22 protein-coding genes and 1 riboswitch are annotated in these 22604 nt (G+C 71.6%); of the genes, 20 read left to right on the forward strand and 2 right to left on the reverse strand.

Translation table 11 applies throughout. The features are described from left to right. The 3 genes from L615_RS07080 to L615_RS07095 all read left to right on the forward strand — a co-directional run. The coding region (locus tag L615_RS07080) for an acyl-CoA dehydrogenase family protein (protein WP_145724630.1) at window positions 1-1524 on the forward strand (1524 nt) is incomplete at its 5' end. A 2239-nt stretch (window positions 1525-3763) separates the two neighbouring features. Then, entirely contained in the window at window positions 3764-4834 is a 1071-nt protein-coding gene (locus tag L615_RS07090; protein WP_186449766.1) for an HNH endonuclease signature motif containing protein, read from the forward strand. 166 nt (window positions 4835-5000) lie between these two features. Then, window positions 5001-5495, forward strand: a complete 495-nt coding sequence (locus tag L615_RS07095) for a hypothetical protein (protein ID WP_145724593.1) — start codon at window positions 5001-5003, stop codon at window positions 5493-5495. 36 nt (window positions 5496-5531) lie between these two features. Here the strand turns inward: L615_RS07095 and L615_RS07100 are convergent, their stop codons facing one another. After that, window positions 5532-6818: an alpha/beta hydrolase gene (locus L615_RS07100; protein ID WP_145724594.1), complete on the reverse strand. Its 1287-nt coding sequence runs from the start codon at window positions 6816-6818 to the stop codon at window positions 5532-5534. A 67-nt stretch (window positions 6819-6885) separates the two neighbouring features. On the opposite strand from L615_RS07100, the gene L615_RS07105 reads away from it, so the two are divergent. The 7 genes from L615_RS07105 (at window position 6886) to L615_RS07130 (ending at window position 14264) form a co-directional block, all read left to right on the forward strand. Next, window positions 6886-8292: a wax ester/triacylglycerol synthase family O-acyltransferase gene (locus L615_RS07105; RefSeq protein WP_145724596.1), complete on the forward strand. Its 1407-nt coding sequence runs from the start codon at window positions 6886-6888 to the stop codon at window positions 8290-8292. An 85-nt stretch (window positions 8293-8377) separates the two neighbouring features. Continuing rightward, the gene (locus L615_RS07110) at window positions 8378-9466 is read left to right on the forward strand and encodes a DUF475 domain-containing protein (protein WP_145724597.1); all 1089 of its coding nucleotides are present in this window, start codon (window positions 8378-8380) and stop codon (window positions 9464-9466) included. 113 nt (window positions 9467-9579) lie between these two features. After that, on the forward strand, window positions 9580-11739 hold the full coding sequence (locus L615_RS07115; protein ID WP_145724598.1) for an acyl-CoA dehydrogenase: 2160 nt from the start codon (window positions 9580-9582) through the stop codon (window positions 11737-11739). Next, complete coding sequence (locus L615_RS23740; RefSeq protein WP_222430479.1) at window positions 11736-12296, forward strand: hypothetical protein; 561 nt, start codon at window positions 11736-11738, stop codon at window positions 12294-12296. Before L615_RS07115 ends, L615_RS23740 begins: the two co-directional genes overlap by 4 nt. Next, window positions 12293-12712 (forward strand): Zn-ribbon domain-containing OB-fold protein, encoded by a 420-nt coding sequence (locus L615_RS23745; RefSeq protein ID WP_222430480.1) that lies wholly within the window; start codon window positions 12293-12295, stop codon window positions 12710-12712. The genes L615_RS23740 and L615_RS23745 overlap by 4 nt, the downstream gene beginning before the upstream one ends. Further along, the gene (locus L615_RS07125) at window positions 12709-13086 is read left to right on the forward strand and encodes a MaoC family dehydratase (RefSeq protein WP_028654189.1); all 378 of its coding nucleotides are present in this window, start codon (window positions 12709-12711) and stop codon (window positions 13084-13086) included. The genes L615_RS23745 and L615_RS07125 overlap by 4 nt, the downstream gene beginning before the upstream one ends. Next, complete coding sequence (locus L615_RS07130) at window positions 13083-14264, forward strand: lipid-transfer protein (protein WP_145724600.1); 1182 nt, start codon at window positions 13083-13085, stop codon at window positions 14262-14264. The genes L615_RS07125 and L615_RS07130 overlap by 4 nt, the downstream gene beginning before the upstream one ends. A gap of 15 nt (window positions 14265-14279) precedes the next feature. Here L615_RS07130 and L615_RS23170 read toward each other — a convergent pair whose 3' ends face one another. Next, window positions 14280-14423 (reverse strand): hypothetical protein, encoded by a 144-nt coding sequence (locus tag L615_RS23170; RefSeq protein ID WP_186449767.1) that lies wholly within the window; start codon window positions 14421-14423, stop codon window positions 14280-14282. An 83-nt stretch (window positions 14424-14506) separates the two neighbouring features. Continuing rightward, window positions 14507-14659, forward strand: a riboswitch (FMN riboswitch). Between the two features lie 129 nt (window positions 14660-14788). Here L615_RS23170 and ribD point away from each other — a divergent pair. The 10 genes from ribD (at window position 14789) to L615_RS07180 (ending at window position 22591) form a co-directional block, all read left to right on the forward strand. Continuing rightward, on the forward strand, window positions 14789-15814 hold the full coding sequence (gene ribD / locus L615_RS07135; RefSeq protein WP_145724632.1) for a bifunctional diaminohydroxyphosphoribosylaminopyrimidine deaminase/5-amino-6-(5-phosphoribosylamino)uracil reductase RibD: 1026 nt from the start codon (window positions 14789-14791) through the stop codon (window positions 15812-15814). A 1-nt stretch (window position 15815) separates the two neighbouring features. Then, on the forward strand, window positions 15816-16436 hold the full coding sequence (locus tag L615_RS07140; RefSeq protein ID WP_145724601.1) for a riboflavin synthase: 621 nt from the start codon (window positions 15816-15818) through the stop codon (window positions 16434-16436). Further along, the gene (locus L615_RS07145) at window positions 16433-17680 is read left to right on the forward strand and encodes a bifunctional 3,4-dihydroxy-2-butanone-4-phosphate synthase/GTP cyclohydrolase II (protein ID WP_145724603.1); all 1248 of its coding nucleotides are present in this window, start codon (window positions 16433-16435) and stop codon (window positions 17678-17680) included. The genes L615_RS07140 and L615_RS07145 overlap by 4 nt, the downstream gene beginning before the upstream one ends. Window position 17681: 1 nt before the next feature. Beyond that, window positions 17682-18170 (forward strand): 6,7-dimethyl-8-ribityllumazine synthase, encoded by a 489-nt coding sequence (gene ribH, locus L615_RS07150; protein WP_028654193.1) that lies wholly within the window; start codon window positions 17682-17684, stop codon window positions 18168-18170. Between the two features lie 72 nt (window positions 18171-18242). Continuing rightward, window positions 18243-18506 (forward strand): phosphoribosyl-ATP diphosphatase, encoded by a 264-nt coding sequence (locus L615_RS07155; RefSeq protein WP_028654194.1) that lies wholly within the window; start codon window positions 18243-18245, stop codon window positions 18504-18506. Window positions 18507-18514: 8 nt separating this feature from the next. Continuing rightward, window positions 18515-19357 carry an ATP phosphoribosyltransferase gene (gene hisG / locus L615_RS07160; protein WP_028654195.1) on the forward strand — a complete coding sequence of 281 codons (843 nt, stop codon included), beginning with the start codon at window positions 18515-18517 and terminating at the stop codon, window positions 19355-19357. Then, window positions 19357-19821: a PH domain-containing protein gene (locus L615_RS07165; protein WP_036516531.1), complete on the forward strand. Its 465-nt coding sequence runs from the start codon at window positions 19357-19359 to the stop codon at window positions 19819-19821. The genes hisG and L615_RS07165 overlap by 1 nt, the downstream gene beginning before the upstream one ends. Window positions 19822-19993: 172 nt before the next feature. After that, the gene (locus tag L615_RS07170; RefSeq protein WP_028654197.1) at window positions 19994-20569 is read left to right on the forward strand and encodes a TerD family protein; all 576 of its coding nucleotides are present in this window, start codon (window positions 19994-19996) and stop codon (window positions 20567-20569) included. Between the two features lie 77 nt (window positions 20570-20646). Continuing rightward, the gene (locus tag L615_RS07175) at window positions 20647-21399 is read left to right on the forward strand and encodes a Tellurium resistance (RefSeq protein ID WP_186449768.1); all 753 of its coding nucleotides are present in this window, start codon (window positions 20647-20649) and stop codon (window positions 21397-21399) included. A 13-nt stretch (window positions 21400-21412) separates the two neighbouring features. Then, complete coding sequence (locus L615_RS07180) at window positions 21413-22591, forward strand: HpcH/HpaI aldolase/citrate lyase family protein (RefSeq protein ID WP_145724604.1); 1179 nt, start codon at window positions 21413-21415, stop codon at window positions 22589-22591. The last annotated feature ends 13 nt before the right edge of the window (window positions 22592-22604 follow it).

Consider the following 22604-nt stretch of genomic DNA (forward strand, 5'->3'; position numbering starts at 1 on the left):
TGGTGCCTCGAGACCGCCGTCGACTACGCGAAGGTGCGCGAGCAGTTCGGGCAGAAGATCGGCGCCTTTCAGGCGATCAAGCACCTGTGTGCCGAGATGCTGGAGACCGCCGAGTCCGTCACCGCTGCCGCGTGGGACGCAGCCGCCGCTGCGGTGCCCGTCGACGCCACTGTCGAGGGTTCTGGCTCGCTGGAGCAGTGGGCCTTCGCCGTCGACGTCGCGCAGGCCACCTGCTTCGACGGCGCCGTCGAGGTCGCCAAGGGCTGCATCCAGGTCCTCGGCGGCATCGGCTTCACCTGGGAGCACGACGCGCACCTCTACCTGCGCCGCGCGATCAGCCTCCGCGCGCTCGTCGGGTCCGCCGACGCCGCCGCCGAGCGGCTCACCGCCGCAGCGGTCGCCGGGGTCCGCCGTCGCGTCGCCGTCGACCTCGGGGGCCGCGACGAGGCCGTCCGCCCCGAGGTGCGGGAGACGGTGGAGCGGATCGCTGCGCTCGAGCCCGACGCCCGCCGTGCCGCACTGGTGGACGAGGGCTACCTGACGCCGCACTGGCCCGCGCCCTACGGCCTCGGCGCCGACCCCACCCTGCAGATCGTCATCGACCAGGAGCTCGACCGGGCCGGCGTCGTACGGCCCGACCTGGTGATCGCCGGCTGGGCCGTCCCCACGATCCTGTCCCACGGGACCGACGCCCAGCGCGAGCGCTTCGTGCTGCCGTCGCTGCTCGGCGAGCTCGTGTGGTGCCAGCTGTTCTCCGAGCCGGGCTCCGGCTCCGACCTCGCCTCGCTGCGCACCCGCGCGGTCCGGGTCGACGGCGGGTGGAGGCTGACCGGGCAGAAGGTGTGGACGTCGGTCGCCGAGCGCGCCGACTGGGCGATCTGCCTGGCCCGCACCGACCCCGACGCCCCGCAGCACAAGGGCATCACCTACTTCCTCGTCGACATGCGCTCGCCCGGCATCGAGGTCCGCCCGCTGCGCGAGATCACCGGCGAGGCGCTGTTCAACGAGGTCTTCCTCGACGACGTCTTCGTCCCCGACGACTGCGTTGTCGCCGAGCCCGGCGACGGGTGGCGCCTGGCCCGCACCACGCTCGCCAACGAGCGGGTCGCCATGGCCAGCGCGCGCCTCACCAAGAGCGTCGAGCGGGCCGTCGAGATCGCGGCGACGCGCGACCTCGGTCCGGTCGAGCGGGTCCAGGTCGGCCGCCAGGTCGCCCTGGCCACCGTCTGCGCCCTCCTCGGCGTGCGCACCACGCTGCGCGCCCTCGGCGGCCACGGCCCCGGCGCCGAGTCCAGCGTCGCCAAGCTCCTCGGCGTCCGCAGCCGCCAGGACTCTTCCGAGCTCGTGGTGCGCCTCCAGGGCGACGCCCTCGCCCTGCTCGGCACCATCACCCGCGACGCCGACGACCCCCTCGCCGCCGACCTGTGGGAGCAGCTCAACACCCGCTGCCTCTCCATCGCCGGCGGCACCACGCAGATCCTGCGCAATGTCGCGGGGGAGCGGATCCTGGGCCTGCCGCGCTGAGCAGACCGGGCCGGTCAGGCGGATTGTGACCTGCACAAGTCCGGTGCACCGGTGCCGGGCTCCGCGCGGGCTTCCGTTGCGTAGCCGGCACAGCTCCGAAAGGCAGCGACGAGGATGCTGGGTAGGTGGTCGGGTCCGGCGGTCGGCTTGCGGTTGCGTAGGGAGCGCCGGCCTGCAAGACGGACTGTGACCTGCACAGTCCGGTGCGCCGGTGCCGGAGGTTTCGAGGCTCGGCCGCGGGCGGCCTCGCACCTCAACCACCGGCAGCTGGCACCGGGCGCCGGACTGCCCGCGCGCTTCCGTTGCGTAGCCGGTACAGCTCCGAAAGGCAGCGACGAGGAGGCTGCGCAGGTGGTCGGGTCCGCCGGTCGGGTTGCGGTTGCGTAGGTGCCGGATCTGCGCGGGTTGCGGTTGCGTGACCGGCACAGCTCCGAGAGGCAGCGACGAGGGAGTACCGCGGGTGGCTGGGTTCGACAGTCGGCTTGCGGTCCCGTAGGCGACGCCAGCTCCCGGTGGTTGAGGTGCGACGAGCGCTAGCGAGGAGCCTCGAAACCACCGGGCCTTGAAGCCGGATTGTGGATACAGAATCGGGAGAATCGCCAGTCCGCAGGCGGGTTTCCGGCGAATCAAAGTGTCGGTGGTCTCTGGAAGAATCCAGTCATGGAGCTCGGGAACCACGCATCGATCGGCCAGTACGACGGCCGGTCCGTGCCCGAGCTCCTTGGCGAGATCAAGTCTCGCGTCGACGCCCGCAAGAGCCTCTGGGTCGATGAGTGGATCGCCATCGTCGCGTGGGCCGACCAGAACGTCGTCGAGACCGAGGAAGGCGCGGCGACGTTGCTGGACGGGGTTGTCGACACCGGCGTCCCGATCTCCGGCCCGGGCGCGCCCCTGATTAGTGAGTTCGCGTTGATGGAGCTSATCGCTGTSCTCGGCCGCTCACCSAYYGGTGGACGTGCCTACGTCGGSCAGGTCATCGAGTGCGCCTGGCGCCTCCCCCGCCTCTACCAGGCGGTCGTCGCCGGACGTGTGGACACGTGGAAGGCCCAGCGSATCGCCGACCTCACCCACCCGCTGTGCCCTGAGGCGGYCGAGTTCGTGGACCGSCAGCTCGACGCAGCCGTCGACGAGGTGGGCTGGAARCAGCTCGAGAGGTTGGTGGCCGAGGCTGTCCTGAGGTTCGACCCGGAACAAGCGGAGGCCGAGCGCGAACGGATCAGCGACCACCGGCACTTCGACATCGACGAGCCCAGCGACACCGGCCACGTCATCGTCCACGGCCTCATGGACGCCGCCGACGGCCACGACCTCGACCAAGCCGTCACCCGCCGGGCGATCATGCTCGGCAAGTGCGGCGATGATTCATCGATGGACGTCCGCCGCTCCAAGGCTGCGGCCGAGCTCGCCCGGCAGGACCTCTCGCTCGACCTGCTGTTCGCCGACCCCGACACCGGCGAGGTCATCGCCACTGCACCCGGCCGACGGGTGACGCTCAACATCCACGTCACCGACACCACCCTCACCGGCGACAACCCCGTCACCCGCTGCGACGAGCTGGGCACCCCGGTCTCCTCAGCGCAGGTGAAGGAGTGGCTCCAGGCACCGCGCACCACCGTCGTCGTCCGCCCGGTCATCGACCTGGCCGACTGCATCCCCGTGGACTCNGGCGCGGCGACGTTGCTGGACGGTGTTGTCGACACCGGCGTCCCGATCGCTGGTCCGGGCGCGCCCCTGATTAGTGAGTTCGCGTTGATGGAGCTCATCGCTGTGCTCGGCCGCTCACCCACTGGTGGACGTGCCTACGTCGGCCAGGTCATCGAGTGCGCCTGGCGCCTCCCCCGCCTCTACCAGGCGGTCGTCGCCGGACGTGTGGACACGTGGAAGGCCCAGCGCATCGCCGACCTCACCCACCCGCTGTGCCCTGAGGCGGCCGAGTTCGTGGACCGCCAGCTCGACGCAGCCGTCGACGAGGTGGGCTGGAAACAGCTCGAGAGGTTGGTGGCCGAGGCTGTCCTGAGGTTCGACCCGGAACAAGCGGAGGCCGAGCGCGAACGGATCAGCGACCACCGGCACTTCGACATCGACGAGCCCAGCGACACCGGCCACGTCATCGTCCACGGCCTCATGGACGCCGCCGACGGCCACGACCTCGACCAAGCCGTCACCCGCCGGGCGATCATGCTCGGCAAGTGCGGCGATGATTCANCCGGGCGCGCCCCTGATTAGTGAGTTCGCGTTGATGGAGCTCATCGCTGTGCTCGGCCGCTCACCCACTGGTGGACGTGCCTACGTCGGCCAGGTCATCGAGTGCGCCTGGCGCCTCCCCCGCCTCTACCAGGCGGTCGTCGCCGGACGTGTGGACACGTGGAAGGCCCAGCGCATCGCCGACCTCACCCACCCGCTGTGCCCTGAGGCGGCCGAGTTCGTGGACCGCCAGCTCGACGCAGCCGTCGACGAGGTGGGCTGGAAACAGCTCGAGAGGTTGGTGGCCGAGGCTGTCCTGAGGTTCGACCCGGAACAAGCGGAGGCCGAGCGCGAACGGATCAGCGACCACCGGCACTTCGACATCGACGAGCCCAGCGACACCGGCCATGTCGTGATCCACGGCCTGATGGACGCCGCCGACGGCCACGACCTCGACCAGGCGATCACCCGGCGGGCGATCATGCTCGGCAAGTGCGGCGATGATTCATCGATGGACGTGCGCCGCTCCAAGGCTGCGGCTGAGCTCGCCCGGCAGGACCTGTCCCTCGACCTGCTGTTCGCCGACCCCGACACCGGCGAGGTCATCGCCACTGCACCCGGCCGACGGGTCACGCTCAACGTCCACGTCACCGACACCACGCTGACCGGCGACAACCCGGTCGCCCGCTGCGAGGAGACCGGCCCGGTCCTGGCAAGCCAGGTGAAGGAGTGGCTGCAGGCGCCCAGGACGACTGTGGTCGTGCGCCCGGTCGTCGACCTGGCCGACTGCATCCCCGTGGACTCGTACGAGATCCCCGACCGACACCGGCAGCGGGTCCAGCTGCGCGACCACACCTGCAGGTTCCCCGGCTGCACCACTAAGGCGACCCGCTGCGACCTCGACCACACCATCGAGCACAACAAGGGCGGACCCACCTGCCCCTGCAACCTCGTCCCGCTCTGTCGACGCCACCACCGCGCCAAGACCTTCAGCCTCTGGCGCTACGTGACCGTCGAGCCGGGTCTCTACCTGTGGCTGTCGCCGACCGGCCGTCACTTCCTGGTGGGACCGAAGGGGACGCGGGTCCTCGACGCCCCGCGCCGCCTCGACCCCGACGACTACTAGCTCCCACGCTTCGCGCCCCGCCCACGAGCACCACCGGGCGGGGGGGGCATGCCCGGGTGGTGACGGCGCCGAGCGAGGCCTACCCAATCCTGGGTACGTCTGCCGGCGATGCTCTCCTCGCCAGGCGTCGGACGGTGGAGTGGTACCTGACCGGACGGAGAGTCGCATGCGTGCAACGCGTTGGGTGGTGGGCCTGCTCGCGATCGCGGGCGTCGTCGCCCAGCTCTGGGTCCAGGTCGACTGGATCGGCGGACTCAGCGAGCACTGCGACTACCCCGAGGACTGCGAGACGCGCTGGTTGCCGGACGCCTTCGCGGCCGCGCAGCTCGTCTGGCTGGCGACCGCCGCTTGCGGCATCGCGACCCTGCTCCTCGCGCTCCGCCTCGGCGAGGTCCGAGCGTCGCTGGGGGCTGGAGCGGCCGCGACCTTCCTCGCGCTGGTCGCCTACTTCTTCACGGATGCATGGCAGTGGCGGGGTGATGTGGACAGCCTCGTCCCTGTGCACGGCCCTCGCTGGGACAACGGCTACCGGCTCGCGCTGCTGCTGTGGACGCTGAGCCTGGCGCTGCACGCCTTCGCCCTCGGGCAGGCAGCAGGCCGGGACCACCGTGCCGGTCGCCGTGAGGCCCCAGCGGCGGTCGGTTCGCATCGCGCCCGCTGACGCACCCGCCGCGCGCCGCCGTCAGCGCCGAGCCCCTCAGGCCGTCTCCGGGGACCCCGCGTCCTCGACCGCCACCGCCGGCTCTGGCCGGTGCTCCTTGCGCCACTGGTTCCAGTGCCAGGACAGGAAGCGGTCGGTGGCGCGGACCAGGTGCTGGGAGCGGATGGACGGGAAGATGTCGAAGGCGTGCTGGGCGCCGGGGAGCTCGGCGTACACGACGGTCCGCTTCGAGGTGGCACGCAGCGCGGCGACGAAGGAGCGGGCCTGGCCGGGGTCGACGAGGGTGTCCTTGGAGCCGTGGATGACGAAGAAGTCCGGGTCGTCGGGGGTGACGCGCAGCAGGGGAGAGGCCTGTTCGTAGACCTCGGGGTGCTCGCTGAACTTCTCCTTGACCACCCAGCCCTGGAGGAAGCGGTCGCGCATGAGGCGTGCTGTCTTGAGGCCGCTCGCGCCGGCCCAGTCGTAGACGCCGTAGTAGGGGACCGCGGCCTGCAGCGAGGTGTCGGCGTCCTCGAAGCCGGGCTGGAACTCGGGCTCGTTGGGGGTGGTGGCGGCCAGGGCGGTGAGGTGGCCGCCGGCGGAGCCGCCGGTGATCGCGATGTAGTCGGGGTCGCCGCCGTACTCGGCGATGTTCTCCCGGACCCACGCGATCGCGGCCTTCACGTCGACGATCTGCGCGGGCCACCGGCTGCGCGGCGCGAGGCGGTAGTTGATCGCGACGCACACCCAGCCCTTGGCGGCCATGTGCTGCATGAGGGGCAGGCCCTGCTGGTCCTTGTTGCCGATGGTCCAGCCGCCGCCGTGCACCTGCAGCAGGACGGGTGCGCCGCTGGCGGGGGTGACCTCGGAGGTGTAGATGTCGAGCAGCCCGCGGGGGCCGTACGGCGCGTAGGAGATGTTGCGGTGCACCTCGATGCCGGCCTTGCGGGCGGCGCGGCGGAAGGCGAACGGGTTCGCGATCCGGCCCCACGGGGTGGCGAGCTCGGCGGGGGTCGGCTTCGCGTCGAGCTGCTCGACGTAGTCGACGCCGAGGCCCTCGACGAGGGCGTCCTCGGCGACGGTGACCGCCTGGCGGCTCTGGTGGACCAGGTAGGCCAGTCCCGCGGCCGACGCGCCGGCCAGGGCGAGGCCGCGCCAGTCTCGGCGCGAGCCGGTCAGGTGGGCGGCGGCGTCGGCGGCGGTGAGGCCCAGCACGTGCGGGGCGAGCTCACCGGTGAGCCAGCCGGCGAAGAAGGCCGGGATCCCGGCGCGGAAGCCGGGCAGGGGACGGATGGCGTTGGCGGTCAGCGCGGCCGTGATGGCCTGTCGCCGTACGAATCCCATGACCCGAGCGTATCCGGCTCGTTGTGGGAAACTGGTACCCGTTCTACTTCATGGGGGAATTCGCTGGATGGACCGGTTGTCGGGGCTCGACGCGAGCTTCCTGTACCTCGAGACACCCGCGCAGCTGATGCACGTGTGCGCGGTGATGGTGCTCGACCCGGCGACGATGACGACGCCGTACTCGTTCGCAGCCCTGCAGGAGCAGGTCGACCGCCGGGTGCGCGACGTGCCCGGCTTCACCCGCAAGATCCGCGGCGTCCCGCTCGGCCTCGACCACCCGGTGTGGGTGCGTGACCAGGGCTTCGACATCGAGCGGCACGTCCACCGCCTCGCGCTGCCAGCGCCGGGCGGGTACGCCGAGCTGATGGACCTGTGCGCGCACCTGGCCTCGCTCCCGCTGGACCGGTCCCGGCCGCTGTGGGAGATGTGGGTCGTCGAGGGCTACCGCCCCGACCCCGACGCGGGGGAGAAGGTCGTCGTGTTCGCGAAGATGCACCACGCGACCGTCGACGGCGTCTCCGGCGCCAACCTGCTCTCGCACCTGTGCTCCATCGAGCCCGACGCCGAGCCGCTCGGCCCCGGCGAGGTGCGGCACCCGCGCGACCCCGGTCGCGGAGAGCTGCTCGGCCGCGCCGTCGTCGGCACGGCGGCGCGCCCGGTCACCCTCGCGCGGGTGCTCAAGCCGTCGGTGGAGCTGGTCGCCAAGAGCGTCGGCCGCGCCCGCCGGGGCACGGCGATGGCGGCGCCCTTCTCCGCGCCGCGCACCTCGTTCAACGGCACGATCACCTCGCACCGCTCGATCGCGATGACCGACCTGGACCTCGACGAGATCCGGCGGGTCAAGAAGGCGACCGGCACGACCGTCAACGACGTGGTGCTCGCGGTCGCCGGCGGGGCGCTGCGGCACTACCTCGCCGAGCGCGACGAGCTGCCGTCGGCCTCGCTGCTCGCGACCGTCCCGGTCAGCGTGCGCGACAGCTCGCGGCGCGAGGGCGGCGCCAACAAGGTGTCCGCGCTGTTCACCAAGCTCGGTACCGACGTCGACGACCCGGTGGAGCGGCTCCAGATGATGGCGCAGCGCAACAAGCACGCCAAGGAGCACCACAACGCGATCAGCGCCGACGCGCTCCAGGACTGGGCGGAGTTCGCGGCACCGCGCACCTTCGGTCTGGCCGTGCGCACCTACGCCAACCTGCGCCTCGCCGAGCGGCACCCGGTCGTGCACAACCTGGTCATCTCGAACGTCCCCGGCCCGCCCATCCCGCTCTACTTCATGGGCGCCCGGATCGACGCGCTCTGCCCGCTCGGCCCGGTCTTCCACGGCGCCGGCCTGAACATCACCGTGATGTCCAACGCCGGCCACATGCACGTCGGGGCGATCGCCTGCCGTGAGTCGGTCCCGGACGCCGACGCCCTGGTCCGGCACTTCCCGGCCGAGCTCGGCCGGCTCACCGCCAGGGTCGGCGCCGGCTGATCCGTCCCCGGGGCCCCGGGACAGTGGTCGATGTGGCAGGTCAGGCTACGCTTCCCTCGCCTTTCCCTACTCCACGAGGACCCCCATGATTCTCCGGACCTTCGGCTGGTCTTTCCTCTTCACCGCCCTCGGCGTGCTCGGCGCACTGTGGTACGGCGGCATCGAGGGCATCGCCCTCGCCCTCATCCTGATCATCCTCGAGATCTCGTTGTCGTTCGACAACGCCGTGGTCAACGCCAAGGTCCTCGAGCGGATGTCCGACTTCTGGCAGAAGATCTTCCTCACCGTCGGCATCGTCATCGCCGTCTTCGGCATGCGCCTGGTTTTCCCCTTCGTGGTCGTCGCGATGGCCGCGGGGCTGTCTCCGGTCGAGGTGATCGAACTGGCGCTCGAGAAGGGTGACCCGGAGACGCCGGGCACCTACGGCTACTACCTCGCCGACGCGCACCACACGATCGCCGCGTTCGGCGGCATGTTCCTCCTGATGATCTTCCTCAACTTCCTGTTCGAGGAGAAGGACGTCACCTGGCTGTCCTGGATCGAGAAGCCGCTGGAGAAGGCCGGCAAGGTCGAGGCGCTGTCCATCATCGTCGCCGTCGGCATCCTCTTCGTCGCCGCCCGCACCATCGGCGACGAGCACGAGGCCAGCGTGCTGACCGCCGGCCTCGCCGGCCTGCTGACCTACCTCGTCGTCAACGGTCTCGCCGAGGCCTTCGGCCCCGACGAGGAGGAGCTCGAGCACCTCGGCGAGGACGCCAGCGGCAACGTGATGAAGGTCGTCGGCAAGGCTGCGTTCTTCCTCTTCCTCTACCTCGAGGTGCTCGACGCCAGCTTCAGCTTCGACGGCGTCATCGGTGCCTTCGCGGTCACGACCGACCCGATCATCATCGCCATCGGCCTCGGTGTCGGCGCGTTCTACGTCCGCTCGGTCACCATCTACCTGGTCCACCAGGGGACGCTGTCGGACTACCGCTACCTCGACCACGGCGCGCACTGGGCGATCGGCGCCCTCGCGGCGCTGCTGATCATCTCCATCGGCTACCACGTGCCCGAGGTGATCACCGGCCTGATCGGCGTCGCCTTCATCGGCGCCGCGTTCTTCATGAGCATCCGAGCCAACAAGCGCGAGGCCGCCGCCGAGGCGCAGGACGAGCCGGAGGCCGTGTCCTCCTGAGGCACGCCCCCCGCTGACCTCGTACGACGGCCGCTGCCCGCCCGGGTGGCGGCCGTCGTCGTGTCCGCGGGTCCTGCGTGCGCAAAGAACTAGAACACGTTACAGTTTGCTCCGTGGATGCTGAGGCGATCAACGCAGTTCGCGCCGTCGTCGGCGAGGTGCTCGAGCGCGAGTCGGACGCCCGGGAGTGGTCGGCCTGGGCCGCCGCCGGGCTGACCGCGCTCCCGGTGCCCGAGGAGCACGGCGGCGAGGGGCTCGGCCTGGCCGAGGTCGCGGTGCTGCTGCGCGAGGCCGGACGCCGCGGCGTGCAGGTGCCGGCGTGGGAGACGCTGTGCTGCGGCGCACTCACCCTCGCGTCGTACGGCACGGACGCGCAGCGCAAGGAGCTGCTGCCCGGCATCGCCTCCGGCGAGGTGGTGCTGGCGCCGGCGCTCCGCGGCGCCGCCGTGCACGACGGCGGACGGGTCTCCGGTCGCAAGCTGGCCGTGACGCACGCGGACGCCGCCCACCGCCTGCTGGTGGTCGCGACCGACGGCGACCGCGAGGTCGTCGCGCTGGTCGACCCGCGGGGCGAGGGTGTCGAGCTGCTCCCCGCGAGCGCCTCCAGCGGCGCGCCCCAGCACACCGTGGTCCTCGACGGTGCCCCGGCTGACCTGCTCGAGGACGGCGCCGCCGCGCGGCTGCTCGACCTCGCCCGCGCGGGGCTGGCCGTGACCGCGGCCGGTGTCCTGGCCGGGGCCCGCGACCTGACGGCCGACTACGTGAAGGGCCGCCGCCAGTTCGGCCGCGCGCTGGCCGAGTTCCAGGCCGTCTCGCTGCAGATGGCCGACGTCTACATCACCTCCCGCACCCTCGACCTCGCCGCCGACAACGCGGTCTGGCGGGTCGCCGAGGGCCTGCCGGCCGGTGACGACCTCGCGGTCGCGGGCTACTGGGCGAGCCAGGTGGCGCCGTACGCGCTGCGCACCTGCCACCACCTGCACGGCGGCATGGGCGTCGACATCACCTACCCGCTCGTCGGGCTCACGACGTGGGGCACCGACCTCGCGCACGCCCTCGACACCACCGCGAGCCAGGTCCCCGTCGAGGACCCCGCGACCAAGAACCTCGAGCTCACCGAGGAGCAGCGCGCGCTCAAGGCGCGCCTGCGCGACTACTTCGGCCAGGTCGCCGAGGAGTTCCACGGCCAGAACGACCCGGACCCGGTCGAGGGCGCCTGGGACCGGCACGGCCCGACCTACGAGCGGCTGATCCGCCGCCTCGGCAGCGACGGCTGGATGGGCGTCGGCTGGCCGAAGGAGTACGGCGGCCACGGGCTCGGCGAGGTCGAGCAGACGATCTTCGCCAACGAAGCGCAGTACGCCGACGTGCACCTGCCGTCGGTCACCCTGCAGACCGTCGGCCCGACGCTCATCCGCTACGGCTCGGAGAAGCAGAAGGAGATGTTCCTGTCGCGGATCCTCGCCGGCGACGTCCACTTCGCGATCGGCTACAGCGAGCCCGACGCCGGCACCGACCTCGCGTCGCTGCGCACCACCGCGCGCCGCGACGGCGACCACTACGTCGTCAACGGCCAGAAGCTGTGGACCACCGGCGGCCACCAGGCCGACTACATCTGGCTCGCGGTGCGCACGGACCCCGACGCGCCGAAGCACAAGGGCATCTCGATCCTGATCGTCGACACGTCGGACCCCGGCTACAGCTGGACGCCGATCATCACGGCCGACGGCTCGCACCACGTGAACGCGACGTACTTCAACGACGTCCGGGTGCCCGTCGACATGCTCGTCGGCGAGGAGAACCAGGGCTGGAGGCTGATCACCACCCAGCTCAACCACGAGCGGGTCATGCTCGGCCCGGCCGGTCGCATCGAGGGCCTGCGCGACCGCGTCGTGCGCTGGGCCGACGCCGCCGGCGTCCGTGACGAGGCCGACGTGCGTGACGTCCTCGGCCGCACGACCGCGGTGGTCCGGATCAACGAGCTCCTCAACTGGGAGGTCGCCCGCGCAGCCGCCGCCGGCGAGATCGAGGTCGCCGACGCGTCGTCCTCGAAGGTGTTCGCCTCCGACCAGGTCCAGCACCTGCTCGCCGACCTGGTCAGCCTGGTCCACCGCCACGGCGACCCCGGCGACCCGGCGACCCGGGAGCTGCTCGACTACCTCGACGCCCAGGCCAAGCGAAACCTCGTCCTCACGTTCGGGGGCGGCGTCCAGGAGGTCCAGCGCGAGCTGATCTCCATGTTCGGCCTCGGCCTGCCGCGGGTGCCGCGATGAGCGCCCCGGCACCGCAGCAGGAGCTCGTCCCCGCGGACGTGCACGCGCACGTGATGGCGGAGGCGGAGCGGATCAAGGCCTGGGGCGAGGCCGCCGAGCGGCGCGCCCGCGACGACGTCAACCAGCCCACGATCAACAACTGGCTCGAGGCGATGGGCCTGGACAACCCCCGCTTCAAGGCGGGCGAGGCACCCCCGTCGATGGCACAGGTGTGGACCATGTACGGCCTCGGCGGCAAGCCCGCCGACGACGACCCGCTGCACTCGATGATGCGGGTCCTCACCGACGCCGGCTTCACCGCCGTGCTCGGCACCAACTGCGAGCAGTCCTACGACCGCTACCTGACGGTGGGGGAGCAGGTCCGGGTCACCACCGCGCTCGACTCCGTCGTCGGTCCCAAGGCCACCGGCATGGGCGTCGGCTACTTCGTGACCTCCCGCAACACCTGGTACGTCGACCACCCGGACGGCACGAGCGAGCGGGTCGCCACCATGCTCTTCCGCGTGCTCAAGTTCGTGCCGAAGGCCCGGTCGAAGGACGCGGAGGTCCCGGCGTGAGCGGCCCGGTGCGCCCGGTCGTCAACCGGGACAACGCGTACTTCTTCGAGGGCACCCGGCAGCGGGAGCTCCGCATCCAGCAGTGCAACGCCTGCGGCGCGCTGCGCCACCCGCCCGGACCGGCCTGCCCCGACTGCGGCGCCCTCGACCGCGGCCACGTGGTGGCGAAGGGGGAGGGCACCGTCTTCTCCTGGATCGTCCACCACGCGCCGCAGGTGCCCGGCAAGCAGCTGCCCCTGGTCATCGCGCTCGTCGACCTCGACGAGGGCGTGCGGATGGTCGCCGAGGTGACCGGTGTGCCGCCGGAGGGGCCGGACGGGCTGCTGATCGGCGACCGGCTCGCCGTGGACTGGAACGTCGTCGACGACGAGCTGACCCTGCCGATCTGGCGGCGGGTCGAGGGAGGTGCCCGATGAAGGTCGGAGACAAGCTGCCCGAGTGGACGCTGCCGATCACCCCGACCCTGGTGGTCTCGACGGCAATCGCGACCCGCGACTTCCAGGACGTCCACCACGACCGCGACGTCGCGCAGGCGGCCGGCTCGAAGGACATCTTCGTCAACATCCTGACGTCCACGGCGCTCTGCGAGCGCTACGTGACCGACTGGGCGGGCCACGACGTCCAGATCAAGGGGATCGCCATCCGCCTCGGCGCCCCGGCGTACCCCTACGACACCTTCACCTTCACCGGCGAGGTCACCGAGGTCACCGGCGGCGAGGCCACGATCAAGGTCGTCGGCTCGGTGTCCCTCGGCGACCATGTGGTCGGCACGGTCCGGGTGGCCGCATGAGCGCCGCGACCGACCGGACCCTGTCCGGCAAGGCGGCGATCGTCGGCATCGGCGCTACCGAGTTCTCCAAGGACTCCGGCCGCTCCGAGCTGCAGCTGTCCGTCGAGGCCATCGGCCACGCCCTCGCCGACTGCGGCCTCACCGCGGCCGACGTCGACGGCCTGGTCACCTTCACCATGGACACCTCCTCGGAGATCGCGGTGGCCCGCGAGCTCGGCATCCCCGAGCTGCGCTTCTTCAGCCGGATCAACTACGGCGGCGGCGCCGCTTGCGCGACCGTGCAGCAGGCCGCGATGGCCGTCGCCACCGGTGTCGCCGACGTCGTCGTGGCCTACCGCGGCTTCAACGAGCGCTCCGGGCAGCGCTTCGGACAGGTGCAGAGCTGGGCCGCCGTGCAGGTCAACACCAACGGCCTCGACAACGCCTGGACCTACCCGCTGGGCCTGTCCACGCCCGCGGCGACCGTGGCCATGCAGGCCCGGCGCTACATGCACGAGTACGGCGCCACCTCCGAGGACTTCGGCCGGGTGGCCGTCGCCGACCGCCGCCACGCGGCGACCAACCCGGCGGCGTTCTTCCACGGCAAGCCGATCACCCTCGAGGACCACCAGGCCTCACGGATGATCGCCGACCCCCTGCACCTGCTCGACTGCTGCCAGGAGTCCGACGGTGCGGTGGCCCTCGTGGTCGTCTCCCCCGAACGTGCCCGCGACCTCCGGCAGAAGCCGGCGTTCGTCCGGGCCGCTGCCCAGGGCTCGGGGCGCGACCAGTTCGTCATGACGTCCTACTACCGCGACGACATCGGGATCCCCGAAATCGGCGTCGTGGGGCGGGAGCTGTGGAAGCAATCCGGTCTCACCCCCTCGGACATGCCGATGGCCATCCTCTACGACCACTTCACGCCGTACGTCCTCATGCAGCTCGAGGAGCTCGGCTTCTGCGGTCGCGGGGAGGCGAAGGACTTCATCCGCGACGGTGCGATCGAGGTCGGCGGCAGGCTGCCGATCAACACCCACGGCGGCCAGCTCGGCGAGGCCTACATCCACGGCATGAACGGCATCGCGGAGGCCGTGCGGCAGGTGCGCGGGACCTCGGTCAACCCGGTGCCGGACGTCGAGAACGTGCTGGTCACGGCGGGAACGGGCGTCCCGACGAGCGGGCTCGTCCTCGGCGCGTGAGCCCCGGCGCCCGGGTCACTCCGACTTCGTCCCGGAGCCGAGGCCGACGCCCAGCGCGACGCCCACCAGCACCCCGAGCACGAGCAGGACGAACCGGTCCGTGGTGAACCACAGGAGCACCCCGGCGAGGCAGCCGACCCCGAGCCACGTCCAGTTCATCCCTCGAACCTAGCCGGGGCGTCCACGTGACCGGGCCCACATCCACGAACTCCCGCGGTTGTGCCACCATGTTCCCCAAGAGCTCGCGTGCTCTGGGGTCGGTGAAACTCCGAGCCGGCGGTGAAGGACGAAGCCCAGCTGAGTCCGAAGTCCGCGACCCGATCACAGCCAGTGGTCGGTTGACCAGGTGGGATTCCTGGACCGACGGTCAAAGTCCGGATGGGAAGTGCACGCACGAGCGTCCGACGACGGCCCGCCCGCGGCCTCGTCGAACGTCCTGCAAGCCCCGGAGTCCGCAAGCGCCACGGACGTCGGAGAGGCCAGCAGTGACCAGCACAACGGGATTCGCCCGCGAGTACGACGCGATGCGTCGCGCGCTCGCGCTGGCCGCCAGTCCCGGTGTCCCCCTCCACCCGAACCCGCGGGTCGGCTGCGTGCTGCTCGCCGAGGACGGTTCCGTGGTCGGCGAGGGCTACCACCAGGGTGCGGGCACGCCGCACGCCGAGGTCGAGGCGCTGCAGGCCGCCGGTGACCGCGCCCGGGGCGCGACCGCGGTCGTCACCCTCGAGCCCTGCAACCACMCCGGCCGCACCGGCCCGYGCTCGCAGGCGCTCCTCGCTGCCGGCGTACGACGGGTCGTCATCGCGCAGCGCGACCCCAACCCGCTCGCCTCGGGCGGCATGGAGACCCTGCTCGACGCCGGGCTCGAGGTCGAGGCCGGCCTGCTCGCCGAGGAGGCGGAGGAGGTCAACCGCGCGTGGAGCTTCGCCCACCGCCACGGCCGTCCGTTCGTCACCTGGAAGTTCGCCACCACCCTCGACGGACGCAGCGCCGCCGCCGACGGCACCTCGCGCTGGATCTCGTCGCCGGCCGCGCGGCGCGACACGCACCTGCTGCGCGGCCTGTGCGACACCATGCTCGTCGGCACCGGCACGGTCGAGGCCGACGACCCGCGGCTCACCGTCCGCGACGACGAGGACCAGCCGCTGCCGAACCAGCCGCTGCGCGTGGTCATGGGGGAGCGCGACGTCGACCCCGGGCGCAAGGTCCTCGACGACGCCGCCGAGACGGTCCACCTCCGCACCCACGACCCGCTGGCCGCGCTGGGCACGCTCTACCGCGACCACCAGCGCTTCCACGTCTTCCTGGAGGGCGGGCCGACGCTGGCCGCCGCCTTCCTCCGCGCCGGCCTCGTCGACGAGGTCGTCGCCTACGTCGCGCCCGTCCTGCTGGGTGCCGGGAGGTCCGCCGTCGGCGACCTCGGCATCGGCACCATCGGCGACGCGCTGCGCCTCCACGTCACCGACACGACCGTCGTCGGGGAGGGCGCGGACGCCAACGTCCGGCTGCTGCTCCGACCGATCGCCCGACCCACCACCAAGGAGCAGTGAAGTGTTCACCGGCATCGTCGAGGAGCTCGGCACCATCGAGGCGATCGAGGACCAGGGCGACGCGATCCGCCTCACCGTCGCCTCCGACGTCACCCTGTCCGACGCCGGGCTCGGCGACTCGATCGCGGTCAACGGCTGCTGCCTGACCGTGGCCGAGCGCACCGACGCCACCTGGACCGCGGACGTGATGGCCGAGACCCTCGCCAAGACCAGCCTGGGTGACCTCGCCGTCGGCGACCGGGTCAACCTGGAGCGTGCGGTCACCGCGGAGAAGCGGCTCGGCGGCCACATCGTGCAGGGCCACGTCGACGGGGTCGGGGAGGTGCTCTCGCGCACCCGCAGCGAGCACTGGGAGGTCGTCGAGATCTCGCTGCCGGCCGACCTGGCGCGCTACCTGGTCGACAAGGGCTCGATCACCGTCGACGGCACGTCGCTGACCGTCGTGGAGGCGAAGGACGACCGCTTCACCGTCAGCCTCATCCCCGAGACGCTCGCCCGCACCACCCTCGGCTTCCGGGATCCCGGCAGCCGCGTCAACCTCGAGGTCGACGTCATCGCCAAGCACGTGGAGAAGCTCGTCCGGGCCTACACCGGCGAGGCCAGCAAGGAGAACAACGCATGAGTGACGCCAGCACCAGGGTCCGCCTCGACGACGTCGAGCGCGCGATCGCCGACATCGCGGCCGGACGGGCCGTGGTCGTCGTCGACGACGAGGACCGCGAGAACGAGGGCGACATCATCTTCGCCGCCAGCAAGGCCACCCCCGAGCTGATGGCGTGGACGATCCGCTACTCCAGTGGCGTCATCTGCGCACCGATGCCCGGCGCCATGCTGGACCGGCTCGAGATCCCGTTGATGACCCCGCACAACAAGGACGCCTACCGCACGGCGTACACGATCTCGGTCGACGCCCGCGACGGCACCACGACCGGCATCTCGGCCGCCGACCGCGCCCGCACCGTGCGCACCCTGGCCGACTCCGCCACCGAGCCCTGGGAGCTCACCCGGCCCGGCCACGTCTTCCCGCTGCGCTACCGCGAGGGCGGCGTGCTGGTGCGCCGCGGCCACACCGAGGCCGCCGTCGACCTGTGCCGCCTCGCCGGCCTCACCCCCGCCGGGGTGCTGGTCGAGGTCGTCAACGACGACGGCACCATGAAGCGCGCCCCCGAGCTGCGCGACTTCGCGGACGAGCACGGCCTGGCGATGATCTCGATCGAGGACCTCGTCCGCTACCGCCGCCGCGTCGAGCGCCACGTCGTCCGCGAGGCCGAGACCCGGCTGCCCACCCGCCACGGCGACTTCACCGCCATCGGCTACACGATCACCGTCGACGGCAGCGAGCACGTCGCCCTCGTGCACGGCGACCCCGAGACCATCACCGAGGACGGCCCGGTGCTCACCCGGGTCCACTCCGAGTGCCTGACCGGCGACGTGTTCGGCAGCCGCCGCTGCGACTGCGGCCCCCAGCTCGACGAGGCGCTCGCCCGCATCGTCGAGGAGGGGCGCGGCGTCGTCGTCTACCTGCGCGGCCACGAGGGCCGCGGCATCGGGCTGGTCGCCAAGCTGCAGGCCTACCAGCTGCAGGACGGCGGCCGCGACACGGTCGACGCCAACCTCGACCTCGGCCTGCCGGCCGACGCCCGCCACTACGGTGCGGCCACCCAGATCCTCAAGGACCTCGGCATCGAGGAGGTCCGCCTGCTGACCAACAACCCGGACAAGGTCAGCTCGCTGGAGGACTACGGGATCAAGGTGGCCGAGCGGGTCCCGCTCACGCCGCACCCCAACGACCACAACCTGGCCTACCTGCTGACCAAGCGCGACCGCATGGGTCACGACCTGCCCGACCTCGAAGGAGACAGCTGACATGGCCGGACACGGCGCCCCCGACATCGCCCCCGTCGACTGCCACGACCTGCGGGTCGCGGTCGTCGCCGCTAGCTGGCACAACGAGGTCATGGACGGCCTGATCGCCGGCGCGCAGCGGGCCTTCGCCGACCACAAGCTCGAGGCGCCCGTCGTGGTCCGCGTCCCCGGCGTCTTCGAGCTGCCCGTCACCGCGGGCGCCCTCGCGCCGTCGTACGACGCCGTGATCGCGCTCGGCGTCGTCATCCGCGGCGGCACCCCGCACTTCGACTACGTGTGCAACGCGGCGACCGACGGGCTCACCCGGGTCTCGCTCGACCACCACACCCCGGTCGGGTTCGGCGTGCTCACCTGCGACAACGAGGAGCAGGCGCTGGACCGGGCGGGCCTGGCAGGCTCGCGCGAGGACAAGGGCTACGAGGCGGCCGCCGCCGCGCTGCAGACCGCGGCCACGCTGAAGAAGATCCGCAGCCGCGGCTTCGTGGGCTGATCCGGCGGACCCGGGTCGCCTGGGTGAGACCGGGGGAGGCGTGGCGCCCGCCACGCCGTAGGCTGGACCCCCGTGAAGACGTTCGACGAGCTGTTCGCAGAGCTCAGCGAGAAGGCACAGACGCGGCCCGAGGGCTCCGGCACGGTCCGGGCGCTCGACGCCGGCGTCCATGCGATCGGCAAGAAGCTGATCGAGGAGGCCGCTGAGTCCTGGATGGCCGCCGAGCACGAGGGCAAGGAAGCCACCGCGCTGGAGATCAGCCAGCTGCTCTACCACGCCCAGGTCCTCATGATCGCGAGCGGACTCACGCTCGAGGACGTCTACACCCACCTCTGAGGAACCCCATGCTCAAGATCGCCGTCCCCAACAAGGGGGCCTTGTCCGAGGCAGCGTCGACGATGCTGCGCGAGGCGGGCTACGCCCAGCGCTCGGACTCCAAGCAGCTCACGAAGATCGACCCCGACAACGGCGTCGAGTTCTTCTACCTCCGCCCGCGTGACATCGCGCTGTACGTCGGGGAGGGCACGCTCGACGCCGGCATCACCGGCCGCGACCTGCTGCTCGACTCCCGGGCGAACGCCCACGAGTCGCTGCAGCTCGGCTTCGGCCGCTCGAAGTTCCGCTTCGCGGCCCGGCCCGGCACCGCCGAGGCGGTCCAGGACCTCGCCGGCAAGCGGATCGCCACGTCGTACGACGGCGTGGTGAAGGCCTACCTCGCCGAGCAGGGCGTCGACGCCACCGTCGTCCGCCTCGACGGCGCGGTCGAGACGAGCATCCAGCTCGGCGTCGCGGACGCCATCGCCGATGTCGTCGAGACCGGCAGCACCCTGCGCAACGCCGGCCTCGAGGTGTTCGGCGACGTCATCCTCGAGTCCGAGGCGGTCATGATCACCCGCCCCGACGCCGACCCGGCCGCGCTCGAGGTGTTCACCCGCCGCCTCCAGGGCGTGCTGGTCGCCCGGGCCTACGTGATGATGGACTACGACATCCGCGCGGAGAAGGTCGAGCAGGCCATCGCCCTCACCCCGGGCATCGAGAGCCCCACGGTGAGCCCGCTGCACCGCGAGGGCTGGGTCGCCGTGCGCTCGATGGTCCAGCGCGCCACCGCACAGCGCACGATGGACGAGCTGTTCGCCCTGGGCGCCCGCGCGATCCTCACCACCGACATCCACGCCTGCCGGCTCTGATGACCGGCGATCCCGCGCCGGCCCCGGCGCCCGCCCTGCCGCGCACCTGGCGTCCGCTCGGCCCGCGCATCGCCGCGGTCGTCTTCGGAGCGGTGCTCGTCGGCGGCTTCGCCTGGCTCTGGGTCAACTTCGACCCGGAGACCCAGGCGTCGGTCAACATCTTCCAGAAGGGCACCGTCATCGGGCTGGTGCTGCTCGGCCTCGCGCTGCTCAACGCCCTCGCCCGGTCGCGGGTCGTGGCGGACGAGGCCGGCCTGACGGTCGTCAACGGGTACCGCCGCCGCAGGCTCACCTGGGCCGAGGTCGGACGGGTGCGGATGCCGCGCGGCGCCCCGTGGCCCTTCCTCGAGCAGGACGAGGACGAGCGGATCGCCCTGATGGGCATCCACTCCTCCGACGGCCAGCGCGCGGCCGTCGCGCTGCGCGAGCTGCGCGCCGTGGTCGCCGAGCGCACCGACCGCTGACCTCGCAGCTGACCTGCCTTGCTGGTCTGGCCTGCCCAGCGTCACGCGGGCGAGCCGTCCTGTTCACCGGGCGTTCTCACGAGCGTGGTTTGCTGCGATCCGTGGTGGGCAGTTGTGGCGTTGTCTAGAGTCAGTCCTGCCCGATCCCTGCTGCGAAAAGGACCAAGCACCAATGGCTGTTTCCCTCACCAAGGGTGGCAATGTCTCCCTGACCAAGGAGGCCCCCGGCCTCACGGCCGTCGACGTCGGCCTCGGCTGGGACGCGAACTCGTTCTCCGGAGGGGAGTTCGACCTCGACGCGTCCGCGATCATGCTCACGGCGGCCGGCAAGGCCCTGTCGGACTCGCACTTCATCTTCTTCAACAACCTCAACAGCCCCGACGGCTCCGTCTCGCACACCGGTGACAACACCACCGGCGAGGGCGACGGCGACGACGAGCTGATCAAGGTCAACCTCGGCGTGGTCCCCCCGGACGTCGACAAGATCGTCTTCCCGGTCTCGATCTACGACGCCGACGCCCGCGGCCAGAACTTCGGCATGGTCCGCAACGCCTACATCCGGGTCATGAACCAGACCGGCGGCACGGAGATCGCGCGCTACGACCTCAGCGAGGACGCCTCGACCGAGACCGCGATGGTCTTCGGCGAGCTCTACCGCAACGGCACGGAGTGGAAGTTCCGCGCGGTCGGCCAGGGCTACGCCTCGGGCCTGCGCGGCATCGCGCAGGACTTCGGCGTCAACGTCTGACAACCCGCTGCGTCGGCGCCGGCCCGGGCTCGTCCCGGACCGGCGCCCACCGGCACCACACCCCCAGGAGCTGACCCATGGTCGACTACGTCAAGCGGCCGAAGTCCACGCCGCCCCCGCCGCCCCCGCCGTCCCCGGCCGGTGGCTCGGCCACCCCGCCCCCGCCCCCGCCCCCTCCGCCGCCCACGGCGACCGGTGGCGGCGTGAACCTGTCCAAGGTGTCGCTGACCAAGTCCAGCCCCACCGTCTCGCTGACCAAGGGCGGCGGTGGCGCCAGCGGCCAGCTCCGGATCAACCTCAACTGGACCCAGGGCGGCGCCAAGCCGTCCGGCGGCTTCCTCAAGCGGGCCATGGGTGGAGGCGGCGGCAGCGTCGACCTCGACCTCGGCTGCCTGTTCGAGCTCAACAGCGGTGAGAAGGGCGTCGTCCAGGCGCTCGGCAACTCCTTCGGCGCGCTCGACCGCCCGCCGTTCGTCTTCCTCGACGGCGACGACCGCTCCGGCACCGCCCAGGGCGGCGAGAACCTGATCGTCAACCTCGACCGGCTCGACCAGATCCGCCGGGTCCTGGTCTTCGCCTACATCTACGAGGGCGTCCCGAACTGGGCTGCGGCCGACGGTGTCGTCACGATGTTCCCGGTGGGCGCCGCGCCGATCGAGATCCGGCTCGACGAGCCCGCCAACGACAAGCGGTTCTGCGCGATCGCGATGCTCACCAACACCGGTGGCGACGTGCGCATCGACCGCCAGGTCCAGTACATCGCCGGCACCCAGCGCAACGTCGACGAGGCCTACGGCTGGGGCATGAACTGGACGGCCGCACGCAAGTGAAGCAGCCGGTCGGGTGAGGCACTTCGCCTACCTCGCAGACGACGTTCGGGACCGTCTGTTCGAGGTGGCGCCCGAGGACGTCACTCCCGACAGCGACCGGCAACGGATCGCGCTCGCCCTGGGCGCGACGCTCTACATGCCCGGCACGCGCCCCGACCTGGTCGGCGACTCCCTGCGGGTCGCCTCGGTCGGGGCGACGTCCGTGGTGTGGTGCCTCGAGGACGCGATCGAGCACGCCCTCCTCGGCCGGGCCGAGGAGGGCGTGGTCGACGCCCTCGCCGCGATCCGGGCCATGGACCCGGCCCGGCGCGAGCAGATGCCGCTGGTCTTCGTCCGGGTCCGCGACGCCGACCAGATCCGGCGCCTCGCCGCGGCTGCCGGGGAGGCGCTGNGCGACGCCGACCAGATCCGGCGCCTCGCCGCGGCCACCCGGGAGGTGTCGGCCGGCCTGCACCGCCCCATGTACGCGATGCCGATCCTGGAGAGCCCGGAGATCGCCTACGTCGAGTCGCGCCGCGACACGCTGGGACGGCTCGCGGAGCTGTTCTCGTCGTACCGCGAGAACGTGCTGTGCGTGCGCGTCGGCGGCACCGACCTGTCGGGCATCTTCGGCCTGCGCCGCGACCGTGACACGACCATCTGGGACGTGGCGGTGGTGCGCGACGCACTCGCCGACATCCTCAACCAGTTCACCCGCAACGGTGACCACGTCGTCACCGGGCCGGTGTGGGAGCACATTCCCGGCCCACGCTTCCTCAAGCCCCAGCTGCGCACGACGCCCTTCGTCGAGCACCACGCGACGTCGCTGCGCCGTCAGCTGGTGCTCAACGACGTCGACGCGCTGATGCGAGAGATCAACCTCGACAAGACGAACGGCATGTACGGCAAGACGGTCATCCACCCCTCGCACATCTCCGTGGTCAACAGCCTGCTCGCCGTCCACGTCGACGAGTACGACGACGCCGTCTCCATCGCCCGCCTGCGCGGCCGCGGTGGCGTCGCCGCCTCGCGCCACGGCCGGATGAACGAGGTGGGCCCCCACGCCCGCTGGGCCGACCAGCTGCTCGCCCGCGCAGCCGTCTACGGCGTGCTCGCCGACGACGCCTCCCTCGTCGACCTGCTCGCCATCGGCCAGCGGGTCGCCGCCGACGAGTTCAACCTCGGCGACGCCCCCGTGCGGGTGGTCTCGTGACCCTGCCCGGGCC

The sequence above is a fragment of the Nocardioides sp. J9 genome (assembly GCF_007829375.1).
In the GTDB taxonomy this organism is placed as follows: Bacteria; Actinomycetota; Actinomycetes; order Propionibacteriales; family Nocardioidaceae; genus Nocardioides.

Excerpts from the sequence above, each read along its gene's own strand:
- L615_RS07090 (WP_186449766.1), top strand. The coding sequence starts at position 3,764 with ATGGAGCTCATCGCTGTGCTCGGCCGCTCACCCACTGGTGGACGTGCC.
- L615_RS07095 (WP_145724593.1), top strand. The coding sequence starts at position 5,001 with ATGCGTGCAACGCGTTGGGTGGTGGGCCTGCTCGCGATCGCGGGCGTC.
- L615_RS07100 (WP_145724594.1), bottom strand. The coding sequence starts at position 6,818 with ATGGGATTCGTACGGCGACAGGCCATCACGGCCGCGCTGACCGCCAAC.
- L615_RS07105 (WP_145724596.1), top strand. The coding sequence starts at position 6,886 with ATGGACCGGTTGTCGGGGCTCGACGCGAGCTTCCTGTACCTCGAGACA.
- L615_RS07110 (WP_145724597.1), top strand. The coding sequence starts at position 8,378 with ATGATTCTCCGGACCTTCGGCTGGTCTTTCCTCTTCACCGCCCTCGGC.
- L615_RS23740 (WP_222430479.1), top strand. The coding sequence starts at position 11,736 with ATGAGCGCCCCGGCACCGCAGCAGGAGCTCGTCCCCGCGGACGTGCAC.
- L615_RS07125 (WP_028654189.1), top strand. The coding sequence starts at position 12,709 with ATGAAGGTCGGAGACAAGCTGCCCGAGTGGACGCTGCCGATCACCCCG.
- L615_RS07130 (WP_145724600.1), top strand. The coding sequence starts at position 13,083 with ATGAGCGCCGCGACCGACCGGACCCTGTCCGGCAAGGCGGCGATCGTC.
- L615_RS23170 (WP_186449767.1), bottom strand. The coding sequence starts at position 14,423 with ATGAACTGGACGTGGCTCGGGGTCGGCTGCCTCGCCGGGGTGCTCCTG.
- L615_RS07145 (WP_145724603.1), top strand. The coding sequence starts at position 16,433 with ATGAGTGACGCCAGCACCAGGGTCCGCCTCGACGACGTCGAGCGCGCG.
- ribH (WP_028654193.1), top strand. The coding sequence starts at position 17,682 with ATGGCCGGACACGGCGCCCCCGACATCGCCCCCGTCGACTGCCACGAC.
- hisG (WP_028654195.1), top strand. The coding sequence starts at position 18,515 with ATGCTCAAGATCGCCGTCCCCAACAAGGGGGCCTTGTCCGAGGCAGCG.
- L615_RS07165 (WP_036516531.1), top strand. The coding sequence starts at position 19,357 with ATGACCGGCGATCCCGCGCCGGCCCCGGCGCCCGCCCTGCCGCGCACC.
- L615_RS07170 (WP_028654197.1), top strand. The coding sequence starts at position 19,994 with ATGGCTGTTTCCCTCACCAAGGGTGGCAATGTCTCCCTGACCAAGGAG.
- L615_RS07175 (WP_186449768.1), top strand. The coding sequence starts at position 20,647 with ATGGTCGACTACGTCAAGCGGCCGAAGTCCACGCCGCCCCCGCCGCCC.